Genomic DNA, 24,745 nt, shown 5'->3' with positions numbered 1-24,745 from the left:
CATGTCCTTTCCCCTCCTGACAGCGACGGCGGCACTCCCCGCGATCGGCGCCATCGCCACCGCCGCCGTCCCGGCCCAGCGGCGCACCGCCGCGAAATGGCTGGCGCTGCTCGTCTCGCTGGCCACCCTGGTCCTCGCGGCGATCGTGCTCGTCCGCTTCGAGCCCGGCGGCGCCCGCTACCAGCTCACCGAGTCGCACGCCTGGATCGCCGACTTCGGCGTCCGGTACGAACTCGGCGTGGACGGCATCGGGGTGGCGCTCCTCGCGCTCACCGCGCTGCTCATCCCGTTCGTGATCCTGGCCGGCTGGCACGACGCCGACCCCCTGGAGACGCACTCCTCCCGGTGGCGCCCCACCCAGGGCTTCTTCGCCCTGATCCTGATGGTGGAGGCGATGGTGATCCTCTCCTTCGAGGCCACCGACGTCTTCCTCTTCTACATCCTCTTCGAAGCCATGCTCATCCCGATGTACTTCCTCATCGGCGGCTTCGGGGACCGGGCCCACGCGGGCACCGACGAGAACGCCGCGGCCCAGCGCTCGTACGCCGCCGTGAAGTTCCTCCTCTACAACCTGGTCGGCGGCCTCATCATGCTGGCCGCCGTCATCGGGCTGTACGCCGTCGCCGGGAGCTTCTCGCTCTCCGAGATCGCCGAGGCCCGCGCGAACGGCTCCCTGGAGATGGCGACCAGCACCGAGCGGTGGCTCTTCCTCGGGTTCTTCTTCGCCTTCGCGGTGAAGGCCCCGCTCTGGCCGCTGCACACCTGGCTGCCCAACGCCATGGGCGAGGCGACCGCACCCGTCGCCGTGCTGATCACCGCGATCGTCGACAAGGTCGGCACCTTCGCGATGCTCCGCTTCTGCCTCCAGCTCTTCCCGGAGGCCAGCAAGTGGGCCACCCCGGTGGTGCTCGCCCTCGCGCTGGTCTCCATCGTGTACGGCGCGCTCCTCGCGGTCGGCCAGCGCGACATCAAGCGGCTGATCGCCTACGCGTCGATCTCGCACTTCGGCTTCATCATCCTGGGCATCTTCGCGATGACCAGCCAGGGCCAGTCGGGCGCCACGCTCTACATGGTCAACCACGGCATCTCGACCGCCGCGCTGATGCTGGTCGCCGGATTCCTCATCACCCGGCGCGGCTCCCGCCTGATCGCCGACTACGGCGGAGTGCAGAAGGTCGCCCCGATCCTCGCGGGCACCTTCCTCGTCGGCGGCCTCGCCACCCTCTCGCTGCCGGGGCTCGCCCCGTTCGTCAGCGAGTTCCTGGTCCTGGTCGGGGTGTTCAGCGCCTACCCGGTCGCCGGGATCATCGCCACCACCGGCATCGTGCTCGCCGCGCTCTACGTCCTGGTCCTGTACCAGCGCACCATGACCGGCCCGGTGAAGGCCACCGTCCAGGGCATGGCGGACCTGCGGGTCCGTGAGCTGGTGGTGGTCGTCCCCCTGATCGCGCTGCTGCTCTTCCTGGGCGTCTTCCCGAAGCCGCTCACCGAGATCGTCGACCCGGCGGTGCAGCACACCATGTCCGACGTACAGAAGCAGGACCCCCAGCCCGAGGTGGAGGCCGCCAAGTGAGCGCAACAGCTGTCCACAGCTTGTGGACCGTGGCGGGCGGGGTGACGACGGCCGCCCCGGACGTGAAGTTCACGGCCCCCACCATTGAGTACGCCCAGCTCGCACCCGTCCTGATCGTGGTCGGCGCGGCGGTGCTCGGTGTCCTGGCGGAAGCCTTCGTGCCCCGCCGGGCCCGGTACCTCACGCAGGTCCTCCTCACCGTCGTCGCCCTGGCCGCCGCGTTCGCCGCGGTCGTCGGGCTCGCGGCCGGCGGGTACGGCACGACCAAGGCCCACATCGCGGCGATGGGCGCCATCGCGGTGGACGGCCCGGCGCTCTTCCTGCAGGGCACCATCCTGCTGGCCTCGATCGTCGCGGTCTTCACCTTCGCCGAGCGGCGGCTCGACCCCGCGTCGCACGGCAGCCGGGTCGACTCCTTCGTCGCGCAGGCGGGATCCGTCCCGGGCAGCGACAGCGAGAAGCAGGCGGTCAGGGCCGGGTTCACCACCACCGAGGTCTTCCCGCTCGTCCTCTTCGCCATCGCGGGCATGCTGGTCTTCCCGGCCGCCAACGACCTGCTGACCCTCTTCGTCGCGCTCGAAGTCTTCTCCCTGCCGCTCTACCTCCTCTGCGCCCTCGCCCGCCGCAAGCGGCTGATGTCGCAGGAGGCCGCGGTGAAGTACTTCCTGCTCGGCGCGTTCTCCTCGGCGTTCCTCCTCTTCGGGATCGCCCTCCTCTACGGCTACGCGGGCTCCGTCTCGTACGCCACCATCGCGAGCGTCGTCGACGGCTCGGTCACCGAGATCGACCCCGCCCTCGCCTCCACCATGGGCAACGACGCACTGCTCCTCATCGGCGGCGCGATGATCCTGATGGGGCTCCTCTTCAAGGTCGGCGCCGTGCCGTTCCACATGTGGACCCCGGACGTCTACCAGGGCGCACCGACCCCGGTCACCGGCTTCATGGCCGCCGCCACCAAGGTCGCCGCGTTCGGCGCGCTGCTCCGCCTGCTGTACGTCGTGCTCCCCGGGCTCACCTGGGACTGGCGGCCGGTCATGTGGGGCGTGTCCATCGTCACCATGCTGGGCGGCGCGATCGTCGCGATCACCCAGACCGACATCAAGCGGCTGCTCGCCTACTCCTCGATCGCGCACGCCGGGTTCATCCTCGCGGGTGTCATCGCGACCACCCCGGAGGGCATCTCCTCGGTCCTCTTCTACCTCGTCGCCTACTCCTTCGTGACGGTCGGCGCCTTCGCCGTCGTCACCCTGGTGCGCGACGCGGGCGGCGAGGCGACCCACCTGTCGAAGTGGGCCGGGCTCGGCCGGCGCTCCCCACTGACCGCCGCCGTCTTCGCGGTGTTCCTGCTGGCCTTCGCCGGCATCCCGCTCACCTCCGGCTTCTCCGGCAAGTTCGCCGTCTTCAAGGCGGCGGCGGACGGCGGCGCGGGCGGACTCGTGGTGGTCGGTGTGATCTCCTCGGCGATCGCCGCGTTCTTCTACATCCGGGTCATCGTCCTGATGTTCTTCAGCGAGCCGAAGGCGGACGGCCCCACGGTCGCCGTCCCGTCCCCGCTGACGATGACCACCATCGGCGTCGGCGTCGCGGTCACCCTGGTGCTGGGCCTCGCCCCGCAGTACTTCCTGGACCTGGCGAGCCAGGCGGGGATCTTCGTGCGGTAGCGCGCGTACGACACTGTGCCACCAACGCCGGACGGGCTGGAGTCAAGCCCGTCCGGCGTTGTCGTACGGGCCGCCTATGGTGAAGGGGACGGGTCGGACGACGGCGAGCAGAGCGACGAGCAGGACGGGCGGAACCATGGATGTGACCGAGGCCGTGACCGGGGCCACCGGCAGCGGGGCCACCGGCGGCGAAGGCTTCGGTGCCGGGGCCACCGGCGGCGCGGAGAGCGAGGCCCGGCGGACCCTGCACCGGGTCTTCGGGTACGAGTCGTTCCGCGGCGAGCAGGGCGACATCATCGAGCACGTGGTCGCGGGCGGCGACGCCGTCGTCCTGATGCCCACCGGCGGCGGCAAGTCCCTCTGCTACCAGATCCCCGCCCTGGTCCGCCCGGGTACGGGCGTCGTCGTCTCCCCGCTGATCGCCCTCATGCAGGACCAGGTCGACGCCCTGCGCGCCCTCGGTGTCCGGGCCGGCTTCATCAACTCCACCCAGGACTTCGACGAGCGCCGCTCCATGGAGGCGCAGTACATCGCCGGAGAGCTGGACATCCTCTACCTCGCGCCCGAGCGGCTGCGCCTGGACTCCACGCTCTCGCTCCTCTCCCGGGGCACGGTCTCCGTCTTCGCGATCGACGAGGCGCACTGCGTCGCCCAGTGGGGCCACGACTTCCGCCCCGACTACCTCACCCTCTCCGTCCTCGGCGAGCGCTGGCCGGACGTCCCGCGCATCGCCCTGACGGCGACCGCGACGGACGCCACGCACCAGGAAATCACCCGCCGCCTGGGCATGCCGGACGCCAGGCACTTCGTGGCCAGCTTCGACCGGCCCAACATCCAGTACCGCATCGTCCCCAAGTCCGACCCGAAGAAGCAGCTGCTCACCTTCCTCAAGGAGGAGCACGCCGGGGACGCGGGCATCGTCTACTGCCTCTCCCGCAACTCCACCGAGAAGACCGCCGAGTACCTCTGCCGCAACGGCATCGAGGCCGTGCCGTACCACGCCGGCCTGGACGCCGGGACCCGCGCCGCCCACCAGTCCCGCTTCCTGCGCGAGGAGGGGCTCGTCGTCGTCGCGACGATCGCCTTCGGCATGGGCATCGACAAGCCGGACGTCCGGTTCGTCGCCCACCTCGACCTCCCCAAGTCCGTCGAGGGGTACTACCAGGAGACCGGCCGCGCCGGGCGTGACGGCGCCCCCTCCACCGCGTGGATGGCGTACGGCCTCCAGGACGTCGTCCAGCAGCGCAAGCTCATCCAGGGCGGCGACGGCGACGATGCGCACCGCCGCCGCGCCTCCGCCCACCTGGACTCGATGCTGGCGCTCTGCGAGACCGTCCAGTGCCGCCGCGCCCAGCTCCTCACCTATTTCGGCCAGGAGCCCACCGCCGCCAACTGCGGCAACTGCGATACCTGCCTGGTCGCCCCGGAGACCTGGGACGGCACGGTCGTCTCGCAGAAGCTGCTCTCCACCGTGGTGCGGCTGAAGCGCGAGCGGAACCAGAAGTTCGGCGCCGGGCAGATCATCGACATCCTGCTGGGCCGCAAGACCGCGAAGGTCATCCAGTTCGACCACGACCAGCTCTCCGTCTTCGGTATCGGCGAGGAGCTGGCCGAGGCCGAGTGGCGCGGCGTGGTCCGCCAGCTGCTGGCCCAGGGCCTGCTCGCCGTGGAGGGGGAGTACGGCACCCTCGTGCTGACCGACGCCAGCGCCACGGTCCTCGGCCGCGAGCGCGAGGTCCTGCTGCGCAAGGAGCCCAAGCGGGTCACCGAGCGTACGGCCGCCAAGGGCGAACGCCGCGCCAAGTCGGCCGCTGCCGCCGCCGATCTGCCCGCCTCCGCCGTACCCGTCTTCGAGGCGCTGCGCGCCTGGCGCGGGGCGACGGCGAAGGAGCAGGGCGTCCCGGCGTACGTCATCTTCCACGACGCGACCCTGCGCGAGATCGCCACCCTCCACCCCTCGTCCCTGTCCGAGCTGGGCGGGGTCAGCGGCCTGGGCGAGAAGAAGCTGGCGACCTACGGCGAGGGCGTGCTGGAGGTCCTGGCGGGGCTGGGAGCACCTGCGGCGGAGGCCGCCGACGCACCCGCTCCAGCGCGGGCGGCCGATGCTCCGGCTCCGGTGCGGGCGGCCGATGCTCCGGCTCCGGTGCGGGAGCCCGCGCGTACGGCGGCCGACACGGGCCACCCGTTCGCCGACGCCGAATTCGGCTGGGACGACGAGGAGCCCCCGGAGTACGAGTGAGCTCGGACGGAGACGGGGGCGGAGACGGGGGCGGGGGAGCCGGGGCTACTCCGGTTCCGCCGTCCGGCTCGGCGGTGCGATCGCCGTGAGATCGAGGTCGATGGGGAACGGCACGGACACCCTCAGCCGGTCGTGGAAGATCCCTGTCGACGTGTACGCACCGGTGGCCGGCTCCCGCTCGAAGACGTACACCACGGCCCGCCCGTCCTGGTTCTCCACCCGCCAGAAGTGCGGGATGCGGGCCCGGGCGTACTTCACCGGCTTCGTCTCCCGGTCCCGGGAACGGGATTCGGCCGAGACGACCTCGATCGCCAGCGAGACCGCTTCGGCGGGGACCCGGGTCTGGTCCATCGTCGCCAGAGCCTGGGCGTCCACGACGAGCACATCGGGCTCGGGCCGGTTGTGGCGGTCGATGTCGATGGTGAAGCGGCTCAGGACTTCCAGTTCTTTCGGTGCCCGTACCTGGAGTTGTCGGCCGAGGAAGCTGATCGCCAGGCTGTGAAAAAGAGTCTGCGGACACGCGAAGACGAGGCTCCCGTCGATCAGCTCCGTGTGCGGAGGCAGATTCGGCAGGGTGTCCAGGTCATCAGCGGTCCAGCCGCCCTCGGGCGGGACCGCCCACCGAGGTTCCGGTACCTCGGGTCCGACGTTCATCGGTGCTCCCATGGCCGGAGTCTCACCGACGCGACCGCCGTATCGGGACGGAACGGGGCAAGAGTCCTGCGAACAGGTGAACGGACCCGTCGGCGTTGACCTCGGTGGGCACCCCGGCCCCCTCACCCCGCCGCCCGGATCGTCCCCGTCACCTCGCCGAGCCCCACCCGGGTGCCGTGCGGACCCGGCGCCCACGCGGTCATCGTCACCGTGTCGCCGTCCTCCAGGAAGGTCCGGGTGCCCCCGGGCAGTTCGAGCGGGTCGCGGCCGTTCCAGGTCAGCTCCAACAGCGAACCGCGCTGGTGCGGTTCGGGCCCGCTCACCGTGCCGGAGCCGTAGAGGTCACCGGTGCGCAGCGAGGCGCCGTTCACCGTCATCTGCGCCAGCTGCTGGGCCGCCGTCCAGTACATGGTGGAGAACGGCGGTTCGGCGACGAGCGTGCCGTTGACCGCGACGGAGATCCGCAGGTCGATGCCACCCGGCTCCTCCTCGTCCGCGTCGTCGAGGTACGGCAGCAGCTCCGCGTCCCGGGCGGGCGGGGCGGTGCGGGCCGCGTCCAGCGCCTCCAGCGGGGTCACCCAGGCGGAGACGGAGGTGGCGAAGGACTTGCCGAGGAACGGGCCGAGGGGGACGTACTCCCAGGCCTGGATGTCGCGCGCCGACCAGTCGTTGAGCAGTTGGACACCGAAGACGTGCTCGCGGAAGTCGGCCAGCGGCACCGCCGTGCCCCGCGCGGACGGAACGCCCACCACGAAGCCGACCTCGGCCTCGATGTCCAGCTTCACCGAGGGCCCGAAGACGGGCGCCGCGTCGGCGGGCGCCTTGCGCTGCCCCGACGGGCGCACCACGTCCGTGCCGGAGACCACGACCGTACCTGCCCTTCCGTGGTAACCGATGGGCAGATGCTTCCAGTTGGGCGTCAGCGCGGCACCGTCCGGGCGGAAGATCCGGCCGACGTTGGTGGCGTGGTGCTCGCTCGCGTAGAAGTCGACGTAGTCGGCGACCTCGTACGGCAGATGGAGCGTCACCGCGTCGACCGGGTGGAGCAGCGGCTCCAGTTGGGCGCGGTGCGAGGGGACGGTCAGCCACCCGGTGAGCGCGCGGCGCACGTCCCGCCAGGCGATACGCCCGGCCGCGAGCAGCGGCATCAGGCTGGGCCGCGCGAGCAGCCCGGCGTACGGGGAGCCGAGGGCGTGGGCCGCCGCCCCGGCGTCCAGTACGTGGGAGCCGATCCGGACACCGACCCGCCGCTCACCGGAGGCATCGCTCGGCACGGAGAAGACGCCGTACGGAAGGTTGTGCGGGCCGAAGGGGTCGCCTTCGTCGGTGTCGAGCGGGCTGCTCTGCTCGGGCATGGGGTGCTGCCTTCCAGTCGCTGTGCGGGACACGTTACGTCGGTGCGCACGGACCGCGTCCGTACGCGGACCTCGTACCCGGCCGGGTTCGTCCGGAAAGCGACCCGCGCATGACGCCCCGTCAGCTTGCGAACGGCCCTTCAGCCCGCGAACGGCCCGTCAGCCCGGGTGCGGTCAGCCGGCCGTGCGCGGAATGCGCTTCTCCCAGGTGCGGTGGAAGACGATCTCGTCGCCGTCCTTGCAGACCACCTCGTCGGAGGTGACGAAGTGCGTCGCGTCCGCGCCGGTCTCCGAGCGGGTCGTGATCTCCGTCCGCCAGGCCGTCTCCGGCCGGTGCAGCCGGACCACGCGGTCCGACCTGGCCCGCGCCGACAGCGGGTCGTCCTGCTGGATGGTGAAGGTGTCGAGGGCGTCCTCGGTGATCTCCAGGCCGTCCGGGTGGAAGCGCGTCCCGCCCGGGTGCGGGTCGGCCTCCAGTCGCCACTCGCCCCGGGCCAGGTCCCGCACGATCCGCCGCTCCGGGCGCTCCCCGTCCAGGGTGGCCGGTACGGCCTCGCCGAGCGGCTCGGCCTGTTCGGGCTCGCCGAAGACGGGGGCCGGGTCCTCGGTGGGCCGGCGGACCGGGAGCTCCACCAGGCTGCCGTCCGCGTCGAGGGTGAACCCCGCCGAGTCGGCCTGCGGCCAGACCCACGGCCAGTACGAGGAGGAGACGGCCAGCCGGATGCGGTGGCCGGGCGCGAAGGCGTGCCCGATGCCGCCCAGTTCGAAGGTGACGTCCTCGGACGTGCCGGGCGGCCAGTCCTCGGCGCGGTCGCGGCCGTGGCGGGTGGCCAGATTGAGGGCGCCCCGGGTGACGAGGGCGGAGGAGCCGTCCGGCGCCACGTCGCAGAGCCGGGCGACGACCTGGCCGCGCGGCACCGCCAGGGTCAGCCGCAGCCGTACCCGGGGACGGCCCAGGATCTCGACCGGCGCCCCCTCCACCGGGAACTCGAATGCGACCGACTTGGCGTCCTCGTCGCGCTGGTCGGGCGGCAGGTCGGCGTCGTTCCCGCACGGCGAGAACCGGCCCGCGTCCAGCCCGGTCTGCTGCGGCGAGCGGACGATCCGGGCGCCGCCCCGCAGGGCGTACGCCACCGGGGTGACGCTCGCGGGGGGCCAGACCGCGTCCCCCACCCAGCGGCCGGGCAGCGTCTCGTACCGGGTGGCGGGCGGGTGGGAGCCGCTGATCCAGGACCGCAGCAGGGGCTCGCTCATCACCCCGGTCTCCTGGCCCTTCAGGTGCTGGTCCCACCAGCGCAGCGTCTCCTGGAGGAAGCCGATCGCCGGACCGGGGGCCCGGCCCCGGTCCGGGTACCCGTGCGGCCAGGGCCCGATCAGCCCGCGCACCCGGGCCGGGTCCAGGTGCTCGACCAGCCGCAGCACGGTGTCCCGGTACGGATCGTGCCAGCCGCCCACCGCGAGGACTGCGGCCCGGATCGCGCCGTACTCCTCACGGACGCCGGCGCGCAGCCAGTAGTCGTCCCGGGTCTGATGGGCCAGCCAGGTGTGGACGAGCGGGTCGAGGGACTCCAGCCGCTCCAGCCACATCTCTTTCCAGCCATCCCCGACGAGCTCGGGATCGGGCGGCTCGGCGGCCGCCGCGAGCAGCCCGGCGGCCCGGGCGTGAAGGTCCGAGGCGAGGACCGAGCCGCCCCAGTACTGCCCGCCGTTGTCGTACCCGTCGTCCGTGGAGCACACCGCGACCACCGCCCGCAGCGCGTCCGGGGCCACCGCGGCGAGCCGGAGCGAGGCGGCCCCGCCCCAGGAGATGCCGAACATCCCGACCCGGCCCGAGCACCACTCCCGCTGCGCCAGCCAGTGGATGACCGCCACCCCGTCGGCCACCCCGGCGTCGGCGTACGCGTCGCCCGGCAGGCCCCCGCTGTTCCCGTGGCCCCGCACGTCCACCCGCACCGAGGCGTAGCCGTGGCCCGCGTACCAGGGGTGGCGCTGGCGGTCCCGGGGCGCCGTCCCGTCGCCGAGCCGGTGCGGCAGGTACTCCAGCAGCGCGGGCACCGGCTCCTCGGTGACGGGCCGCCAGACCCGCGCGTACAGCAGGGTGCCGTCCGGCAGCGGGACGCGGTGATCCTCGCGGACGGTCTCGTACGGGAACTCGGTCCGGATGTGCATGGCGTACCTCGGTGGGCGGGTCCGGCGGCCCGGGGGAACCGGCGGTCTCCGTGCGGTGCGACAAAGCGGCAACTCGTGATCGTATGAGCCGATCCCGAACATACCGGCGGTGGCGGGAAGCCGCCCACGGTGATCCAAAGGGGACCGGATACGCTGGCATGAGTGAAGACAGCCGACAGATCGACATTCGTGTGATCGTCAGCAGACAGGAGACCCTCTCGTGACCGTCGTCGGGCCGTTCGGGCTGCGCGTGCGGGACCAGGCTCTTGAGGCCGATGTCCAGACCGGCCTGGCCGCTGTCGAGGCCGGGCTCCTCGATGCCACCAAGAGCGACGTCCCCTTCATCACGGAGGCCGCGCAGCACCTGGTCCGGGCCGGAGGCAAACGGTTCCGGCCCCTGCTGGTGATGCTGGCGTCCCAGTTCGGCGACTCCGACGCCCCGGGCGTGGTGCCCTCGGCCGTCGTGGTCGAACTGACGCACCTGGCGACGCTGTACCACGACGACGTGATGGACGAGGCCGAAGTCCGCCGAGGGGTGGACAGCGCCAACGCCCGCTGGGGCAACTCCGTCGCCCTGCTCACCGGCGACTTCCTCTTCGCCCGCGCCTCGCACATCCTCTCCGACCTCGGTCCCGAGGCCGTCCGCATCCAGGCCGAGGCCTTCGAACGGCTGGTCACCGGACAGATCCTGGAGACGGTGGGCCCGCGCGACGGCCGCGACCCCGTCGACCACTACATGGACGTCCTCAGCGGCAAGACCGGCTCCCTGATGGCCGTCTCCGGCCGCTTCGGCGCCCTCATGTCCGGCGCCGACGAGCGGACCGTCGACGTCCTCACCCAGTACGGCGAAAGGCTCGGCGTCGCCTTCCAGCTCGCCGACGACGTCCTCGACATCGCCTCCGACTCCCACGAGTCCGGCAAGACCCCCGGCACCGACCTCCGCGAGGGCATCGCCACTCTGCCCGTGCTGCTGCTCCGCGCGCAGGCCGCCGCCGACGGCAAGCCGGACGACCTGGAGCTGGTGGAGCTGCTCGACGGCGACCTCGCCGACGACGCCCGCCTCGCCGAGGCGCTGCGCCGGCTGCGCGTCCACCCGGCGCTGGAGCAGGCCCGCCGCGACACCGTCCGGTACGCCGAGGACGCCCGGGCGGCCCTCAACCCGCTGCCCGACTGCTACGCCAAGTCGGCGCTCGCCGAGCTGTGCGACCTCGTGGTGCACCGCGCGGGCTGACGTTCCGTAGGGGAAGTTCCCGGGGGCGGACGTACCTCCGGTGGAGTGACGTCATACCCGAGCCGTACGCGGAGTTGAGTCCGCGGGCTGACGCGTGACATCCCCCGATGCGGTCAGATGGAGAACAACCACTCCTCCTGACCCCATCGGGTGAGAAGCGTCGGGTGAGAAGCGCGGCGGGGAGTGGACGAACGCGACCGCAGAGACGGAAGCCGCCGACCACGGAGGTAGGGCACACCATGGCACCCATCGACAGCGCGGACACCCAGGGCGACCCCACCGGCGCGACCACGCGCGCCGATCGCATGCGCCGCAAGGCGTCCCGCACGCTCGTCCCCGTCGCGGTGGCGGGAGTGGCCGCCGCGACCATCGGGCTCGTCCCCGCACTCGCCGACAGCGGCGACCCGGACCTGCCGAAGATCACCGCGCAGCAGCTCGTCGAGAAGATCGCCGCCTCGGACACCCAGCGGCTCTCCGGCACGGTGAAGATCACCACCGACCTCGGCATCCCCTCGCTCGGCGGCCTCGCCGGCTCCCTCGGCCAGGGCGCCGGGGCGTCGTCGGGAAGCGCCGCACCCGAGGACCGGCTGACCGAACTCGCCTCGGGGACCCACACCCTGAAGGTGGCCGCCGACGGCCCCGACAAGCAGCGGCTGACCATCCTCGGCAACTCCTCCGAGTACAGCCTGATCCACGACACCGACGAGGTCTGGGCCCACGAGAGTGGGTCCGACGAGGTCTTCCACGCGAAGACCGGTGCGGGCGGGCACGAGGAGAGCAGCCGCGGGGCCGCCGCCGACGGCACACCCCGGCAGTTCGCCGACCAGGCGCTGAAGGCGGTCGGTGACACTACGTCGGTCACCGTCGACGGCACCGTGCGGGTCGCCGGGCGCGACGCGTACCAGCTGCTCATCGAGCCGAAGCAGTCCGGCTCGACCATCGGCTCCGTCCGGATCGCGGTGGACGCGGAGAACGGCGTACCGCTGCGGTTCACCCTGAGCCCGAGCTCCGGCGGGAAGGCCGCCGCCAACGTGGGCTTCAGCAAGGTGGACTTCGGCAAGCCCGCCGCCTCGGTCTTCGAGTTCACCCCGCCCAAGGGCGCCAAGGTGACCGAGGCCGGGGACGCCGCCGGCCAGGAGGCCGCGGGCAGGGGCGGCGGCCCCCTCGCGGACCTGCTGCCCGGCGGCCTCGCAGGGCTGGAGGGCGCGGAGGGCGCGGACGGCGCCGCGGGTGCCGGGGCAGCCGGAGGCGTGACGACGGTCGGCGAGGGCTGGACCACGATCCTGCGCGCCGAGGTGCCCGGTGGTGCTGACCTGGCCTCGGCGAAGGGGAGTTCCTCGCTGCTGGACGCCTTCGGCGACAAGGCCACGGGGAAGTTCGGCTCCGGCACGGTCTTCAGCACGCGCTTGGTGAACGCCCTCGTCACCGATCAGGGCAAGGTCTACGTCGGCGCGGTGACGCGGGACGCCCTCGTACGGGCGGCGAACGCGGACCACTGACGCGCGGGGCACCGGGGCCGGTCGGCAGAGGACGGGATCGGCTCCGGGGCCGTCCGTACCGTCGGCCGGCCGAGCCGTCCCCCGATCGGCTCGTCGCGGCACGAACGGCACGAACGGTGCGAACAGCGGAGCCGACACGGTACGTTCCGTTTCCGCCTCGCTCATGTTCGACTTTTGGCGACGACCTGTCAACAAGGAGTGGTGAGAGGGGTCCTATGCTCACGGAATGAGCGGATTGCCGAGTTCTGTGCGACGCAGCGAACGGTCCCGACGCGCGATCCTGGAGGCGGCGCTGGAGCTCTGCACGGAGAGGGGCTACGGGCGGGTGACCGTGGAGGCCATCGCCGCCCGGGCCGGCGTCAGCAAGAAGACGATCTACCGGTGGTGGCCCGCGAAGAGCGGCATCCTGATGGAGATCTTCACCGACGTCCTCTCCGACGCCGCCCCCTTCGCCGACACCGGCGACATCGAGGCCGATCTGCGGCGCCACATCGGACTGGCGGTACAGCTCCTCGGCACACCCCCGTACGGACCGGCGTACGCGGGCATACTCTCCGAGCTCCACCACGACGAGGACCTCGCCCGGGACCTTGCCGAGCGGGTCGTCGACCCGCGGGTCGACATGGCGGTCACCCTGCTGGCCCGGGCCCAGGACCGGGGCCAGATCACGGCCGACGCCGACCCGCGGCTGATGGTCGAACTGCTCTACGGGCCGGTGTACTACCGCCACATCCTGCGCAAGCCGCCCCAGGACGAGGCGGCGATCGCCGCACTGGTCGCCGTGGTGCTGCGCGGGCCGGGAGCGGTGGCGGGCGGGGCGCAGGGCGGGGAGCCGTACGGAGGGCCGGACGCCGTGCCGGTCGCCGCGCCGGTCGCGGAAGCGGGCCTCGCCTGAGGCGGCCGGTCAGCCCAAGAGGCGGCCGGTCAGCCGAAGAGGCGGCCGGTCAGCCGAAGAGGCGGCCGGTCGGCCGAGGAGGCGGCCGGTCAGCCGAAGAGGCGTTCCAGCACCACCGCTATGCCGTCCTCGGTGTGCGCCAGCGTGACCTCGTCGGCGGCGGCCTTCAGCTCCGGATGGGCGTTGCCCATCGCCACCCCGTGCCCGACCAGGCCGAACATGGGCAGGTCGTTGGGCATGTCGCCGAAGGCGATGGCGTCCGCCGGGTCCAGGTCCAGGAGCTCCGCCGCCACCGCGAGTCCGGTGCCCTTGTGCACGCCGTAGGGGGCGAGTTCGACCGTGCCGGGGCCGGCCATTGTGACCGTCGCCAGATCGCCCACGGCGGCCCGGCCGAGAGCGGCGAGCTCGTCGTCGGTCAGGTCCGGGTGGCGCACCATCACCTTGATGACGGGCTCTGCCCAGAGGTCGTCGCGGCGCCCGACCCGCTGGGCGGGGAGCGTCGGGTGCGGCATCCGGTAGCCGGGCTCGATCAGGGTCAGCCCGGCCGGGCCGTCCTGGTCGACGGCGGCGAAGACCGGACCCGCCTCCGCCTCGATCTTCCCGAGCGCCATGTCGGCCAGCTCCCGGTCGAGCGGGACCGAGCGGAGCATCCGGGCCGACTCGGGGTCGTACACCTGGGTGCCCTGCCCGCAGACGACCGGGCCCCGGTAGTCCAGTTCCGCGAGGAGGGCGCGTATCCCCGGGACCGCCCGGCCGGTGACGATCATGTGCCGGGCGCCGGCCGAGGCCGCGCGCCGGAGGGCCGCGTGCGTGCGGGGGCTCACGGAGTCGTCGGGCAGCAGCAGGGTGCCGTCCAGGTCCGTGGCGACGAGGGTGTGCGCGACCCGGACGTGCGCGGGCGCGGGTGACGAATGCATGGTTCCAGCGTAGGGAGATCGGCTTTTCGCCGGACGGCGCTGACCTGGGGCGACGGTCAGCTTTCCGGCCGGTGGGGACGCGGTCGGCCGCCGGGGCGGCGGAAAAAAGATGATCTTGGGGGATTGGCCCCGGTACGCGCCGTGGGGGAAACGCGTACCGGAGCGAACCGGAACCCCTGCCTCCCGTGCGCGGCGCCGGTCGGACGCCTGTACGGGTCGCCCGCGCGGCCCGGGGGGAACGTGCGTGCGGGACAGGTACGGCGCCCGGGGCTGCCCCGGCGACCCTGATGGGTACGGGCAGCCCTTCGCGCGCCGCGACGGGAGGTGGTGCGTCGGTGGGGCCGACGCCGGTGCCCCGGCACCGGTGCGAGCGCGAGGGCGACACCGGTGCCGACGGGCCGGGGGTCCGGCGGAGCTGCCGACGAGGGGGGGGTGCCCTTGGTCTGCCCGGGCGGGCCCGCGGGGGAACCGTGAGCCCCTGACGAAACGATCCTCCGACGCCCGTTCGGCCCAGCGGGCGCCGCACTCCGACTCCGCACTCCGACACCGGGGAGCCCAGCGGGCGCCGCACTCCGACGCCTTGAAGCCCCGTGGAGCCCCGTGGAGCCCCGTGGGGGCCCCGCGGACGTCACCCCCGGGGAGTGGCCGCCTCCGCCCCGCCGCACAGCACCGTCAGGTACTCCCGCACCCGGGACGCCTCCGCCGCCGGGGCGACGAGGCCGAGGTGGTGGTCGGGGCGGACCACCACGACGGTGCCGTCCGCGCCGGGTTCGTACGCGGCGCGGGCCCGCCCCTCGTGGTCGAGCACGCCGGCCGGGCCGTCCGGCACCTCGCCGGGGCCGTACACCCGGTGGACGCGGACGGTGTCGCCGTACGCCTCCACCGCCGCGCGGAGGACCGGCTCGCTCTCCGGGCCGAAGCCGAGGAGGACCGGGTGCGGCTCGGCGAAGAGGTGGTGCAGCCGGGCCGGCGCACCGGTCGCCACCGACCGGCACGGCGCGTCCGGCGCCCGGTCCCCGGCGCGGGGGCCGGTCTCCGGGGCTCCGGCGGCGAGCGAACTCCACCGGTAGCCGGTGGAGAGGCCGCTCGCCTCGGGGGCGGTCGCCGAGTCCAGGCCGCCGCCGGGGCGGCGGATGGCGGCCATCGTCTCGGCCAGCCGCTCGGAGGTGAACTCCAGGGTCCAGGCGGCGACGGGCAGCCGCTCCTCCTCGTAGGTGTCGAGCAGGGCCGGTGCCGCGAGCCCGGTCAGTACGTGGGCGAGCTTCCAGCCGAGGTTGAAGGCGTCCTGGATGCCGGTGTTCATGCCCATCCCGCCCGCGATCGAGTGGACGTGCGCCGAGTCCCCGGCGAGCAGCACCCGGCCGTCCCGGAAGCGTTCGGCCATGCGGACGTTGACGCGGTACGTGGAGAGCAGGGTGGCTCGCCGGAGGACCTCGCCCGGGAGCCCGGTGTGCCGGGCGAGGAGGCGGCGGAAGCCCTCCTCGGTCGGCGGCTGCGGCACGCCCGCCGCGTCCCGCTCGGGCCCCGCCTGGAACCACCAGCCGTCCCGGGTGCCCGGGATCGGGCAGAGCATCACGGCCCCCGTGGCGTCGAACCACTGGTGCCAGATGTCCCGGTCGAGCGCGTCCGCGTCGATCTCGACGTCACCGCAGACCATCACCTGGTCGGTCTGCGTCTCGCCGGTGAAGGGGATGCCGAGCAGCTTGCGCACCGGGCTGTGCGCGCCGTCGCAGCCCACCACGTACCGCGCCGTGACCGTCCCGCCGCCGGTGAGAGTCGCGGTCACGCCCGTGGCGTGCTGGTCGAGGCCGGTCAGCTCGGTACCCAGCTCGACCTGGACGCCGTCCTTCGCCAGCCGGTCGCGGAGGATCTCCTCCAGGCGCCACTGGGCGATCAGCCGGGGCCAGTCGAAGGCGGAGGCGGGGACCGGGGCGGGGTCGGCGTACGGGTCGAAGTCGGAGACCGGGACGTGGTCGCGGTACTTGCGCATGGTCAGCGGCAGCGACCCGGACGCCAGCACCTCCTCGGCCGCCCCGAGGCTCGCCAGGACCTCCAGCGACCGCAGGTTCGGCCCCTTCGCCCGGGAGCTGCGCGGGTGCGCGGCGGACCTGTCGATGATCCGGACGGCGATCCCCCGGCGCGCGAGGTCGCACGCCAGGGTCAGGCCGGTGGGGCCGGCGCCCACGATCAGTACGTCGGCGACCGGTACGTCGGTGGTCATGGCTGCTCCTCGGGCAGGGGTACGAGACCCCCAAGGAAAACGCAACCAAGGCAAAAACGCAACCGGGTAACTATTTCTCGGCGGGGCTGCCGGTGGCGGCCGGGGCGGCGGCGTCCGCGCCGCCCGCGGGCGGCACCGTCGCCCCTGTCCCGGCGGCCGCCGCGGCCGCGAGCCGGAGCGCCGCCGCCCGGCCGCGCCGTGCCGTACGCAGTGCGTCCCAGGTCAGCAGCGTCAACGCAAGCCATACCAGCGCGAACCCGGCCCAGCGCTCCGGCGGCATCTCCTCGTGGAAGTACGCCACCCCGAGCCCGAACTGGAAGACCGGCGCGAGGTACTGGAGCAGGCCCAGCGTCGACAGCGGTACGCGGATCGCCGCCGCCCCGAAGGCGATCAGCGGGATCGCCGTCACCAGCCCGGTGGAGGCGAGCAGCAGCCCGTGCCCGGCGCCCCCGCCGGAGGTGAAGGTGGTCTCCCCGCGCGCACCGAGCCAGAGCAGGAAGCCGAGGGCCGGGAGGAAGAGGACCGCCGTCTCGGCGGCGAGCGACTCCAGGCCGCCCATGTTGACCTTCTTCTTCGCCAGACCGTAGGTCGCGAACGAGAAGGCCAGCACCAGGGAGATCCACGGCGGGCGGCCGTATCCGATGGCGAGTACGAGCACGGCGGCGCATCCGGTCGCCACCGCGATCCACTGGGCGGGCCGCAGGCGTTCACCGAGGAGCAGCACGCCCATGGCTATGGTGACCAGCGGGTTGATGAAGTAGCCGAGGGACGCCTCGACCACGTGGCCGCTGTTGACGGCCCAGATGTACAGGCCCCAGTTGACCGTGATCACGGCCGCGGCGGCGGTGATCAGGGCGAGCTTGCGCGGTTGGCGGACGAGCTCGCCGATCCAGGCCCAGCGCTTCAGTACGAGCAGGGCGACGCCGACCACGGCCAGCGACCAGACCATCCGGTGGGCCAGGATCTCCGCCGCCCCGGACGGCTTCAGCAGGGGCCAGAAGAGGGGGACGAGTCCCCACATCCCGTACGCGCCGATTCCGTAGAGCAGCCCTGCCCGCTGCTCGTCCTTCCCCTCCACGGGGCCTCCCTCATGCGTGGGCCGGCGGTCGCCGACGCCATGAAGGTAGCTCCGGAAGAGGGCTCGCGTCATTGCCGTATCGCGGAAACGGTCATGACACGAGCATCCTCCGGTCGTACGGGGCGCGCGTGCGCCTCGTACGAGCCTCGCGAGCGCCCCGTACGCGGGGCGGTCAGGCGGCGGCCACGGCCTCCGCGACCGTCACGGCGAGCGGGGTGGTGGGCCGGCCGATGAGCCGGGCCAGGTCGCCGCTGGTGCCGGCGAGCAGACCGCGCCCGATCGCCTCGTCCACGTCGACCAGGATCTCGGCGAAGCCCGCGGGCAGCCCGGCGCCGACCAGGATCTCCTGGTGCACGGCGGCGGGCACCTCCTTGTACGCGATCTCCTTGCCGGTGGCCCGGGCGATCTCGGCGGCGTACTCCGCCAGCGACCAGGCGGTGTCGCCGCTCAGCTCGTACGCGGTGTTCAGGTGGCCCTCGCCGGTCAGTACGGCGACGGCGGCGGCGGCGAAGTCGGCCCGGGTCGCCGAGGCGATGCGCCCCTCGCCCGCGTTGCCGACCACCGCGCCGTGCTCCAGCACCGGGGCGAGGTTCGCCGTGTAGTTCTCGGTGTACCAGCCGTTGCGCAGGAAGGTGTACGGCAGCCCCGAGTCCAGGATCAGCTGCTCGGTCACCTTGTGCTCCCCGGCCAGCAGGAAGTCGGCCGCGGGCCCGCCCAGGACGCCCGTGTACGCCAGCTGTGCCACGCCGGCCTCCTTCGCCGCCCCGATCACCGCGGTGTGCTGCTCCACGCGCTTGCCGACCTCGCTGCCGGAGATCAGCAGCACCCGGTCGCCGGCCCGGAAGGCCGCCTTGAGCGTCTCGGGCCGGCCGTAGTCGGCGACCCGCAGCTCGACACCGAGGGCGGCGAGCGGGGCGGCCTTCTCCTCGTCGCGTACGACCGCGGCGATCCGGTCGGCCGGGACGGTGGCGAGCAGCTGCTCGACGACCAGGCGTCCGAGCTGTCCGGTGGCTCCGGTGACGACGATGCTCATGGGGTGGTTCTCCTTCGTGGCGCAGGGTTCCGCACGGTCCGGCATGGTCCCGCATGGGTGATTCACCCGCTATCGGGTGACTCGCGGCTGTTTACTCCACTCACCCTAAGAGGTGTACTTACTCTGAGGAAGTACCCACTTTGAAGTAAGGTGGTGTCATGACGGTACGTACGGAGACCCCCGGAGAGCTCGTGGCGGCGGCAGCCCGCGAAGCGGACGTCAACCGCGCGATGTGCCCGTCCCGGGTCGTGCTGGAACATGTCACCAGCCGCTGGGGCGTGCTGGTGCTCGCGGCCCTGCTGGAACGCCCGTACCGCTTCAGCGAACTGCGCCGCGCCATCGAGAACGTCAGCGAGAAGATGCTGGCCCAGACCCTGCGGACGCTGGAGCGCGACGGGTTCGTGCACCGGGACGCCCAGCCGGTCATCCCGCCCCGGGTGGACTACTCCCTCACCCCGCTCGGCCGCGAGGCCGCCGAGCGCGTGTGGCAGCTGGCCCGCTGGTCCGAGCACCAGGTGGACGCGGTCGCCGCCGCGCGGGCGGCGTACGACGCGCGCGAGGCGTGATCGGAGAAGGCCGCGGCCCGGAGTCCGGAGTGGTCCGGAGTCCGGGAACGACTGAGGCCGGGAACGGTGACCGAGCCCGGGAACGGTGACCGAGCCCGGGAACGGTGACTGAGTCCGGGAACGACTGAGCCCGGGTCCCGCGGCCCCGCGTGACGGGGGAGCGGAACCCGGGCTCCGGTGCGCCGGGCGTGGTGCCGGTGCTCAGCCGACGACCGTCCAGGTGTCCTTGCCCGCGAGGAGTGCGGCCAGGTCGCCCTTGCCCTGCTGTTCGACGGCGGTGTCCAGCTGCTGGGACATCAGCGTGTCGTAGACGGGGCGTTCGACGCTGCGCAGCACTCCGATCGGGGTGTGGTGGAGGGTGTCGGGATCGGCGAGGCGGGAGAGCGCGAACGCGGTGGTCGGGGAGTCGGCGTGGGCGTCGTGGACCAGGACGCGGGAGCGGTTCTCCTCGGTGACCGCGACGACCTGGAGGTCGCCGGTGGCCGGGTCGCGGACGACGCCCTTCGAACCGTCCGTGCCGAAGAGGATCGGCTGCCCGTGTTCGAGGCGGATGACCGCTTCCTGGGCGCGTTCCTTGTCCTTGAGGGCTTCGAAGGCGCCGTCGTTGAAGATGTTGCAGTTCTGGTAGATCTCCACCAGTGCCGTGCCGGGGTGGTCGGCCGCCGCCCGCAGCACGCTGGTGAGGTGCTTGCGGTCGGAGTCCACCGTCCGGGCCACGAAGGACGCCTCCGCACCGAGCGCCAGGGACACCGGGTTGAACGGGGCGTCGAGGGAGCCCATCGGGGTCGACTTGGTGACCTTGCCGAATTCGGAGGTGGGCGAGTACTGACCCTTGGTCAGTCCGTAGATCCGGTTGTTGAACAGAAGGATCTTCAGATTGACGTTCCGGCGCAGGGCGTGGATGAGGTGGTTGCCGCCGATGGAGAGGGCGTCGCCGTCACCGGTGACCACCCACACCGACAGATCCCGCCGCGAGGTGGCGAGGCCGGTGGCGATGGAGGGGGCGCGGCCGTGGATGGAGTGCATCCCGTAGGTGTTCATGTAGTACGGGAAGCGGGAGGAGCAGCCGATGCCGGAGACGAAGACGATGTTCTCCTTGGCGAGCCCGAGTTCGGGCATGAAGCCCTGTACGGCGGCGAGCACCGCGTAGTCGCCGCAGCCGGGGCACCAGCGGACTTCCTGGTCGGACTTGAAGTCCTTCATCGTCTGCGGCGTCTCGGCCTTGGGGACGAGCTTGAGGAGGGGGTGGGCGGTGTCAGCCATCGATGGCCTCCTTCAGGGCGATGGCGAGCTGTTCGGCCTTGAAGGGCATGCCGTTGACCTGGTTGTAGGAGTGGGCGTCGACCAGGTACCTGGCGCGGATCAGGGTCGCGAGCTGGCCGAGGTTCATCTCGGGCACCACGACCTTCTCGTACCGCTGGAGGATCTCGCCGAGGTTGCGCGGGAACGGGTTGAGGTGGCGCAGATGGGCCTGGGCGATCGTGTCGCCGGCCGCGCGGAGTCTCCGTACGGCGGCGGTGATGGGCCCGTAGGTCGAACCCCAGCCCAGCACGAGGGTGGTGGCCCCGGCGGGGTCGTCCACCTCCAGGTCCGGGACCGCGATGTTGTCGATCTTCGCCTGACGGGTGCGGACCATGAAGTCGTGGTTGGCCGGGTCGTAGGAGATGTTCCCGGTGCCGTCCTGCTTCTCGATCCCGCCGATACGGTGTTCGAGCCCCGGCGTCCCCGGCACCGCCCACGGGCGGGCCAGCGTCTCGGGATCGCGCTTGTACGGCCAGAACACCTCGGTGCCGTCGGCGAGGGTGTGGTTCGGGGTGGTGGCGAAGGTGACCTGGAGGTCGGGGAGCTGCTCCGGGTCCGGGACGCGCCAGGGCTCCGAACCGTTGGCGAGGTAGCCGTCGGAGAGCAGGAAGACAGGGGTGCGGTAGGTCAGGGCGATCCGGGCGGCCTCCAGGGCGGCGTCGAAGCAGTCCGCCGGGGTCCTCGGCGCGACCACCGGGACGGGGGCCTCGCCGTTGCGGCCGTACATCGCCTGGAGCAGGTCCGCCTGCTCGGTCTTGGTGGGCAGCCCGGTGGACGGACCGCCCCGCTGGATGTCCACGATCAGCAGCGGCAGTTCGAGCGAGACGGCCAGCCCGATGGTCTCCGACTTCAGCGCCACCCCGGGCCCCGAGGTCGTCGTCACCCCCAGGGACCCGCCGAACGCGGCACCCAGCGCCGCCCCGATCCCGGCGATCTCGTCCTCGGCCTGGAAGGTCCGCACACCGAAGTTCTTGTGCTTGGACAGCTCGTGCAGGATGTCGGAGGCCGGAGTGATCGGGTACGAGCCGAGGTAGAGCGGCAGCCCGGCCTGCCGGGACGCCGCGATCAGCCCGTAACTGAGGGCCAGGTTGCCGGAGATGTTGCGGTACGTCCCCGTCGGGAACGCCTTCGAGGCCGGGGCGACCTCGTAGGAGACCGCGAAGTCCTCGGTCGTCTCGCCGAAGTTCCAGCCCGCGCGGAACGCGGCCACGTTCGCCTCCGCGATCTGCGGCTTCTTCGCGAACTTCTGCCGCAGGAACGTCTCCGTCCCCTCCGTCGGCCGGTGGTACATCCACGACAGCAGGCCCAGCGCGAACATGTTCTTGCTCCGCTCGGCCTCCTTCCGGGAGAGGCCGAAGTCCTTCAGCGCCTCGATCGTCAGCGTGGTCAGCGGCACCGGGTGGACGTTGAACGCCTCCAGTGAACCGTCCTCCAGCGGGGAGGTGGCGTAACCGACCTTCGCCATCGGGCGCTTGGTGAACTCGTCGGTGTTGACGATGACCTCGGCCCCGCGCGGGACGTCCCCGATGTTGGCCCGCAGGGCCGCCGGGTTCATCGCCACCAGGACGTTCGGCGCGTCGCCGGGCGTGAGGATGTCGTGGTCCGCGAAGTGCAGCTGGAAGGACGAGACTCCGGGCAGCGTCCCGGCGGGCGCCCTGATCTCGGCCGGGAAGTTCGGCAGGGTCGACAGGTCATTGCCGAACGACGCCGTCTCCGAGGTGAAACGGTCGCCCGTCAACTGCATACCGTCGCCGGAATCCCCGGCGAATCGAATGATCACCCGATCCAGTCGACGGATTTCTTTCACGCCGACCTCCGCATTCGTCGCACGGGGAGCACGTTGCTCCCCCACGACAGCTTCGTCGGTCGTATCGGCCTGGCTACTGACCTGGCTGGTCACTGAACTGGACCTCCCGTGGGCGGCGGCCGCGGAACAGCCGGTCCACCGGCGGTCCCGTGGCCCACACTACGTCGGTAAGGGGCGCCTTCCTCCGTCGATCATATGGGGGACATCGGGAAGGGAGGCGGGTTCACTCCGATTTTCCTGCCGATTACAGCCTTCCGTGGCAGGTCGGAGGGCTGATGCGTTCCCGTCTTTTTGGCGTAGGCCGCACATTTCCGGTCCGGGGAGGATTGAACGCGCCGACCACCGTTCAAGAATGCGCGGTGTCCGGAATTCGGAGGGGCGGGCCGGCGGTCCGGGCCGCCCGGGAGCGGCCCGGCGCGGCCCTGCGGGTTCAGGTGCGCCGGCACCCGGGCCCTACGAGTTCAGGTACGTCAGCACCGCGAGCACCCGGCGATGGTCGCCCTCGCTCGGCGCGAGACCGAGCTTGAGGAAGATGTTGCTGACGTGCTTCTCCACCGCGCCGTCGCTCACCACGAGCTGCTTGGCCACCGCGGAGTTCGTCCGCCCCTCCGCCATCAGGCCGAGGACCTCCCGCTCGCGCGGCGTGAGCCCCGCCAGCACATCCTGCTTACGGCTCCGGCCCAGCAGCTGCGCCACCACCTCGGGGTCCAGCGCGGTTCCGCCCCCGGCCACCCGCACCACGGCGTCCACGAAGTCCCGTACGTCGGCGACCCGGTCCTTCAGCAGATAGCCCACCCCGCGCGTGCTGCCGGCCAGCAGCTCGGTGGCGTACCGCTCCTCCACGTACTGCGACAGCACCAGCACCCCGACGCCCGGGTGGTCCTTGCGCAGCCGCACCGCGGCCCGGACGCCCTCGTCGGTGTGGGTCGGCGGCATCCGTACGTCCGCGACCACCACGTCCGGCAGCTCCTGCCGTGCGTGGAGCTCCGCCAGCAGCGCGAGCAGCGCCTCCGCGTCCCCCACCCCGGCGACGACCTCGTGCCCGAGATCGGTGAGCAGCCGGGTCAGGCCCTCCCGCAACAGCACCGAATCCTCGGCGATGACTACGCGCACTTTGTTCTCCACGTTGCCGCTTCCCCCACCGCTGTCGTCGTCCTGAGCCGGTCACCCGGCGTTTTCTCGTCCGTCTCCAGCATCCCAGCCCGGGGGAGGTGCGGGCGGAACGGGGTCGGGTCGTTTCCCGCAGGGGTACGGGCGTACGTCGACAGAGCGTGCAGTGCGTTCATCCGCGGGTGAGAAGAAGCTGGTGGGAAAGGGTGCGGTTGGTGGGTGCGGCGGATTTCTGTCGCCCGGTTTTCCGGGGCCGTTATCCATGTATGGGCCACTTTTCGGCGCGTCCGGGATTTCGGCGTTCCCGCCGGTCTCGGCGGTCTCGGTGATTTCGGCATTTTGGGGGTGTTCGTCGGGTCGGAAGTCGGTCGGCACTCGGGTCGGCACTCGGGTCGGCACTCGGGGCGGTAATCGGGCCGGCAGAGAGGAATGCGGAAATCCGATCATGTGAATGTGGTGGTCGTCGGGAAAAGACAGGGCGCGGTGGCACGGGCACGGGGCGGGCGGTTCACCCCCGGCTCACCCCCCGGCTCACCCCCCGTGCGCCTCCGGCCCCCGGAGCACGGTCTCGGTGGCCCTGACGTACCGATCCGCCTCCCCGGGGCGCGCCCGGCCACCCGGCCCCGCGTTCTCGCTCTCCGCGACGAGCCGGAAGATCAGCGCGCGGATCAGCATCTGCTGCCAGTCCGGGTGACCCCCGCCCGTCGCCGGAAGCCCGGACGGAAGCCCGGACCCGTGCCCGGAGGGGAAGCCGGACGGAAGGCCGAACCACAGCAGCCCGTCCGCGATCACCACGGCCTCGGCGAAGAGCGGGGGCCGCCAGTACGGCGAGAAGTCGATCACCACGGGCGCCTGGCCCGGCGCGAAGAGCACATTGCCGGTGAGGTCGCCGTGGACGAGCTGGGCCGCGTCCTGCCGCACCGGACGCCTCAGCGCCAGCAGAGCCGAGAACGGGCCGGCGAGGTCGGCGATCACCTCGGCGTCCTGCTCGCCCCAGGCCACCCGGTCGGCCACCGCCCAGGGGTGGGTGTGCCGGCCGAGGAAGCCGGGCCGGGGGAGACCGCGCAGCGCGGCGTGGAAGGCCCGGCCCGCGCTCAGCACCTCGGCCCAGTGACCTTCCGGACCGGGCGTGCCGGCCAGGAACGCGTGGGCGGTCCAGCCGTCCACGAGGACCCGGCCGTCGGTGGCCCGGAGCGGGCGCGGGACACGGAACCCGGGGCCCGGCGCCAACGCCTCGAACAGGGAGGCGGCCCACTCGGCCTCGGCCTCCGTTCCCCCGTCGGGCTTGAACACGTACCCGCCGACGAGAACGCTCTGCCCCTGGCCACCGGCCAGGGGGACGGGCGTGCCCGCGACTCCGAAGGCGTCGAGGACGGCGCGGGGCGGGACGGGGGCGCTCGGCTGCTCGGTCATGCCGGGCATCCTGCCCGTGCCA

18 protein-coding genes are annotated in these 24,745 nt (G+C 72.3%); 7 read left to right on the top strand and 11 right to left on the bottom strand.

Annotation, left to right across the window (positions count from 1 at the left end):
* The first annotated feature begins 1 nt into the window (after position 1).
* The 3 genes from ACWCWD_RS22085 (at position 2) to recQ (ending at position 5,473) form a co-directional block, all read left to right on the top strand.
* Positions 2-1,573, top strand: coding sequence for an NADH-quinone oxidoreductase subunit M (locus ACWCWD_RS22085; protein WP_450774730.1), 1,572 nt, complete (start codon positions 2-4; stop codon positions 1,571-1,573).
* Positions 1,570-3,234, top strand: a complete 1,665-nt coding sequence (gene nuoN / locus ACWCWD_RS22080) for an NADH-quinone oxidoreductase subunit NuoN (RefSeq protein WP_450774728.1) — start codon at positions 1,570-1,572, stop codon at positions 3,232-3,234. Before ACWCWD_RS22085 ends, nuoN begins: the two co-directional genes overlap by 4 nt.
* A gap of 136 nt (positions 3,235-3,370) precedes the next feature.
* Entirely contained in the window at positions 3,371-5,473 is a 2,103-nt protein-coding gene (gene recQ / locus ACWCWD_RS22075; RefSeq protein ID WP_450774727.1) for a DNA helicase RecQ, read from the top strand.
* A 45-nt stretch (positions 5,474-5,518) separates the two neighbouring features.
* Here recQ and ACWCWD_RS22070 read toward each other — a convergent pair whose 3' ends face one another.
* The 3 genes from ACWCWD_RS22070 to ACWCWD_RS22060 all read right to left on the bottom strand — a co-directional run bounded on the left by ACWCWD_RS22070 (position 5,519) and on the right by ACWCWD_RS22060 (position 9,651).
* The gene (locus ACWCWD_RS22070; protein WP_450774833.1) at positions 5,519-6,127 is read right to left on the bottom strand and encodes a Uma2 family endonuclease; all 609 of its coding nucleotides are present in this window, start codon (positions 6,125-6,127) and stop codon (positions 5,519-5,521) included.
* 122 nt (positions 6,128-6,249) lie between these two features.
* Positions 6,250-7,482: a fumarylacetoacetase gene (gene fahA / locus ACWCWD_RS22065; RefSeq protein ID WP_450774726.1), complete on the bottom strand. Its 1,233-nt coding sequence runs from the start codon at positions 7,480-7,482 to the stop codon at positions 6,250-6,252.
* A gap of 174 nt (positions 7,483-7,656) precedes the next feature.
* Complete coding sequence (locus tag ACWCWD_RS22060) at positions 7,657-9,651, bottom strand: CocE/NonD family hydrolase (RefSeq protein ID WP_450774725.1); 1,995 nt, start codon at positions 9,649-9,651, stop codon at positions 7,657-7,659.
* 220 nt (positions 9,652-9,871) lie between these two features.
* Here ACWCWD_RS22060 and ACWCWD_RS22055 point away from each other — a divergent pair, with 220 nt between their 5' ends.
* The 3 genes from ACWCWD_RS22055 (at position 9,872) to ACWCWD_RS22045 (ending at position 13,276) form a co-directional block, all read left to right on the top strand.
* The gene (locus ACWCWD_RS22055; protein ID WP_450774723.1) at positions 9,872-10,882 is read left to right on the top strand and encodes a polyprenyl synthetase family protein; all 1,011 of its coding nucleotides are present in this window, start codon (positions 9,872-9,874) and stop codon (positions 10,880-10,882) included.
* 239 nt (positions 10,883-11,121) lie between these two features.
* Positions 11,122-12,381, top strand: coding sequence for a LolA family protein (locus ACWCWD_RS22050; RefSeq protein ID WP_450774721.1), 1,260 nt, complete (start codon positions 11,122-11,124; stop codon positions 12,379-12,381).
* 226 nt (positions 12,382-12,607) lie between these two features.
* The gene (locus tag ACWCWD_RS22045; RefSeq protein ID WP_450774719.1) at positions 12,608-13,276 is read left to right on the top strand and encodes a TetR/AcrR family transcriptional regulator; all 669 of its coding nucleotides are present in this window, start codon (positions 12,608-12,610) and stop codon (positions 13,274-13,276) included.
* A gap of 89 nt (positions 13,277-13,365) precedes the next feature.
* Here the strand turns inward: ACWCWD_RS22045 and ACWCWD_RS22040 are convergent, their stop codons facing one another.
* The 4 genes from ACWCWD_RS22040 to ACWCWD_RS22025 form a co-directional block, all read right to left on the bottom strand.
* On the bottom strand, positions 13,366-14,193 hold the full coding sequence (locus ACWCWD_RS22040) for a Cof-type HAD-IIB family hydrolase (RefSeq protein ID WP_450774717.1): 828 nt from the start codon (positions 14,191-14,193) through the stop codon (positions 13,366-13,368).
* A 628-nt stretch (positions 14,194-14,821) separates the two neighbouring features.
* Complete coding sequence (locus ACWCWD_RS22035; protein WP_450774715.1) at positions 14,822-16,414, bottom strand: FAD-dependent monooxygenase; 1,593 nt, start codon at positions 16,412-16,414, stop codon at positions 14,822-14,824.
* A 70-nt stretch (positions 16,415-16,484) separates the two neighbouring features.
* Positions 16,485-17,492 carry an EamA family transporter RarD gene (rarD, locus tag ACWCWD_RS22030; protein ID WP_450774713.1) on the bottom strand — a complete coding sequence of 336 codons (1,008 nt, stop codon included), beginning with the start codon at positions 17,490-17,492 and terminating at the stop codon, positions 16,485-16,487.
* A gap of 172 nt (positions 17,493-17,664) precedes the next feature.
* Complete coding sequence (locus tag ACWCWD_RS22025) at positions 17,665-18,525, bottom strand: SDR family oxidoreductase (protein WP_450774711.1); 861 nt, start codon at positions 18,523-18,525, stop codon at positions 17,665-17,667.
* A 158-nt stretch (positions 18,526-18,683) separates the two neighbouring features.
* Between ACWCWD_RS22025 and ACWCWD_RS22020 the strand changes: the two genes are divergently transcribed.
* Positions 18,684-19,091, top strand: a complete 408-nt coding sequence (locus ACWCWD_RS22020; RefSeq protein ID WP_450774709.1) for a winged helix-turn-helix transcriptional regulator — start codon at positions 18,684-18,686, stop codon at positions 19,089-19,091.
* Between the two features lie 201 nt (positions 19,092-19,292).
* Here ACWCWD_RS22020 and ACWCWD_RS22015 read toward each other — a convergent pair whose 3' ends face one another.
* The 4 genes from ACWCWD_RS22015 to ACWCWD_RS22000 all read right to left on the bottom strand — a co-directional run bounded on the left by ACWCWD_RS22015 (position 19,293) and on the right by ACWCWD_RS22000 (position 24,723).
* Positions 19,293-20,354 (bottom strand): 2-oxoacid:ferredoxin oxidoreductase subunit beta, encoded by a 1,062-nt coding sequence (locus ACWCWD_RS22015; protein ID WP_450774707.1) that lies wholly within the window; start codon positions 20,352-20,354, stop codon positions 19,293-19,295.
* Entirely contained in the window at positions 20,347-22,293 is a 1,947-nt protein-coding gene (locus ACWCWD_RS22010; protein WP_450774705.1) for a 2-oxoacid:acceptor oxidoreductase subunit alpha, read from the bottom strand. The genes ACWCWD_RS22015 and ACWCWD_RS22010 overlap by 8 nt, the downstream gene beginning before the upstream one ends.
* Before the next feature lie 360 nt (positions 22,294-22,653).
* Positions 22,654-23,313: a response regulator gene (locus tag ACWCWD_RS22005; protein ID WP_390959932.1), complete on the bottom strand. Its 660-nt coding sequence runs from the start codon at positions 23,311-23,313 to the stop codon at positions 22,654-22,656.
* A 528-nt stretch (positions 23,314-23,841) separates the two neighbouring features.
* Positions 23,842-24,723 (bottom strand): aminoglycoside phosphotransferase, encoded by an 882-nt coding sequence (locus ACWCWD_RS22000; RefSeq protein WP_450774703.1) that lies wholly within the window; start codon positions 24,721-24,723, stop codon positions 23,842-23,844.
* Positions 24,724-24,745: the final 22 nt, after the last annotated feature.

It is taken from the genome of Streptomyces sp. NPDC001493 (assembly GCF_053597235.1).
This window is presented reverse-complemented; position numbering and strand designations above follow the sequence as displayed.

Bases quoted from the DNA above. Each gene is read 5' to 3' on its own strand.
- ACWCWD_RS22085 (WP_450774730.1), top strand. From the start codon at position 2: ATGTCCTTTCCCCTCCTGACAGCGACGGCGGCACTCCCCGCGATCGGC.
- recQ (WP_450774727.1), top strand. From the start codon at position 3,371: ATGGATGTGACCGAGGCCGTGACCGGGGCCACCGGCAGCGGGGCCACC.
- ACWCWD_RS22070 (WP_450774833.1), bottom strand. From the start codon at position 6,127: ATGAACGTCGGACCCGAGGTACCGGAACCTCGGTGGGCGGTCCCGCCC.
- fahA (WP_450774726.1), bottom strand. From the start codon at position 7,482: ATGCCCGAGCAGAGCAGCCCGCTCGACACCGACGAAGGCGACCCCTTC.
- ACWCWD_RS22060 (WP_450774725.1), bottom strand. From the start codon at position 9,651: ATGCACATCCGGACCGAGTTCCCGTACGAGACCGTCCGCGAGGATCAC.
- ACWCWD_RS22050 (WP_450774721.1), top strand. From the start codon at position 11,122: ATGGCACCCATCGACAGCGCGGACACCCAGGGCGACCCCACCGGCGCG.
- ACWCWD_RS22045 (WP_450774719.1), top strand. From the start codon at position 12,608: ATGAGCGGATTGCCGAGTTCTGTGCGACGCAGCGAACGGTCCCGACGC.
- ACWCWD_RS22040 (WP_450774717.1), bottom strand. From the start codon at position 14,193: ATGCATTCGTCACCCGCGCCCGCGCACGTCCGGGTCGCGCACACCCTC.
- ACWCWD_RS22035 (WP_450774715.1), bottom strand. From the start codon at position 16,414: ATGACCACCGACGTACCGGTCGCCGACGTACTGATCGTGGGCGCCGGC.
- ACWCWD_RS22025 (WP_450774711.1), bottom strand. From the start codon at position 18,525: ATGAGCATCGTCGTCACCGGAGCCACCGGACAGCTCGGACGCCTGGTC.
- ACWCWD_RS22020 (WP_450774709.1), top strand. From the start codon at position 18,684: ATGACGGTACGTACGGAGACCCCCGGAGAGCTCGTGGCGGCGGCAGCC.
- ACWCWD_RS22015 (WP_450774707.1), bottom strand. From the start codon at position 20,354: ATGGCTGACACCGCCCACCCCCTCCTCAAGCTCGTCCCCAAGGCCGAG.
- ACWCWD_RS22000 (WP_450774703.1), bottom strand. From the start codon at position 24,723: ATGACCGAGCAGCCGAGCGCCCCCGTCCCGCCCCGCGCCGTCCTCGAC.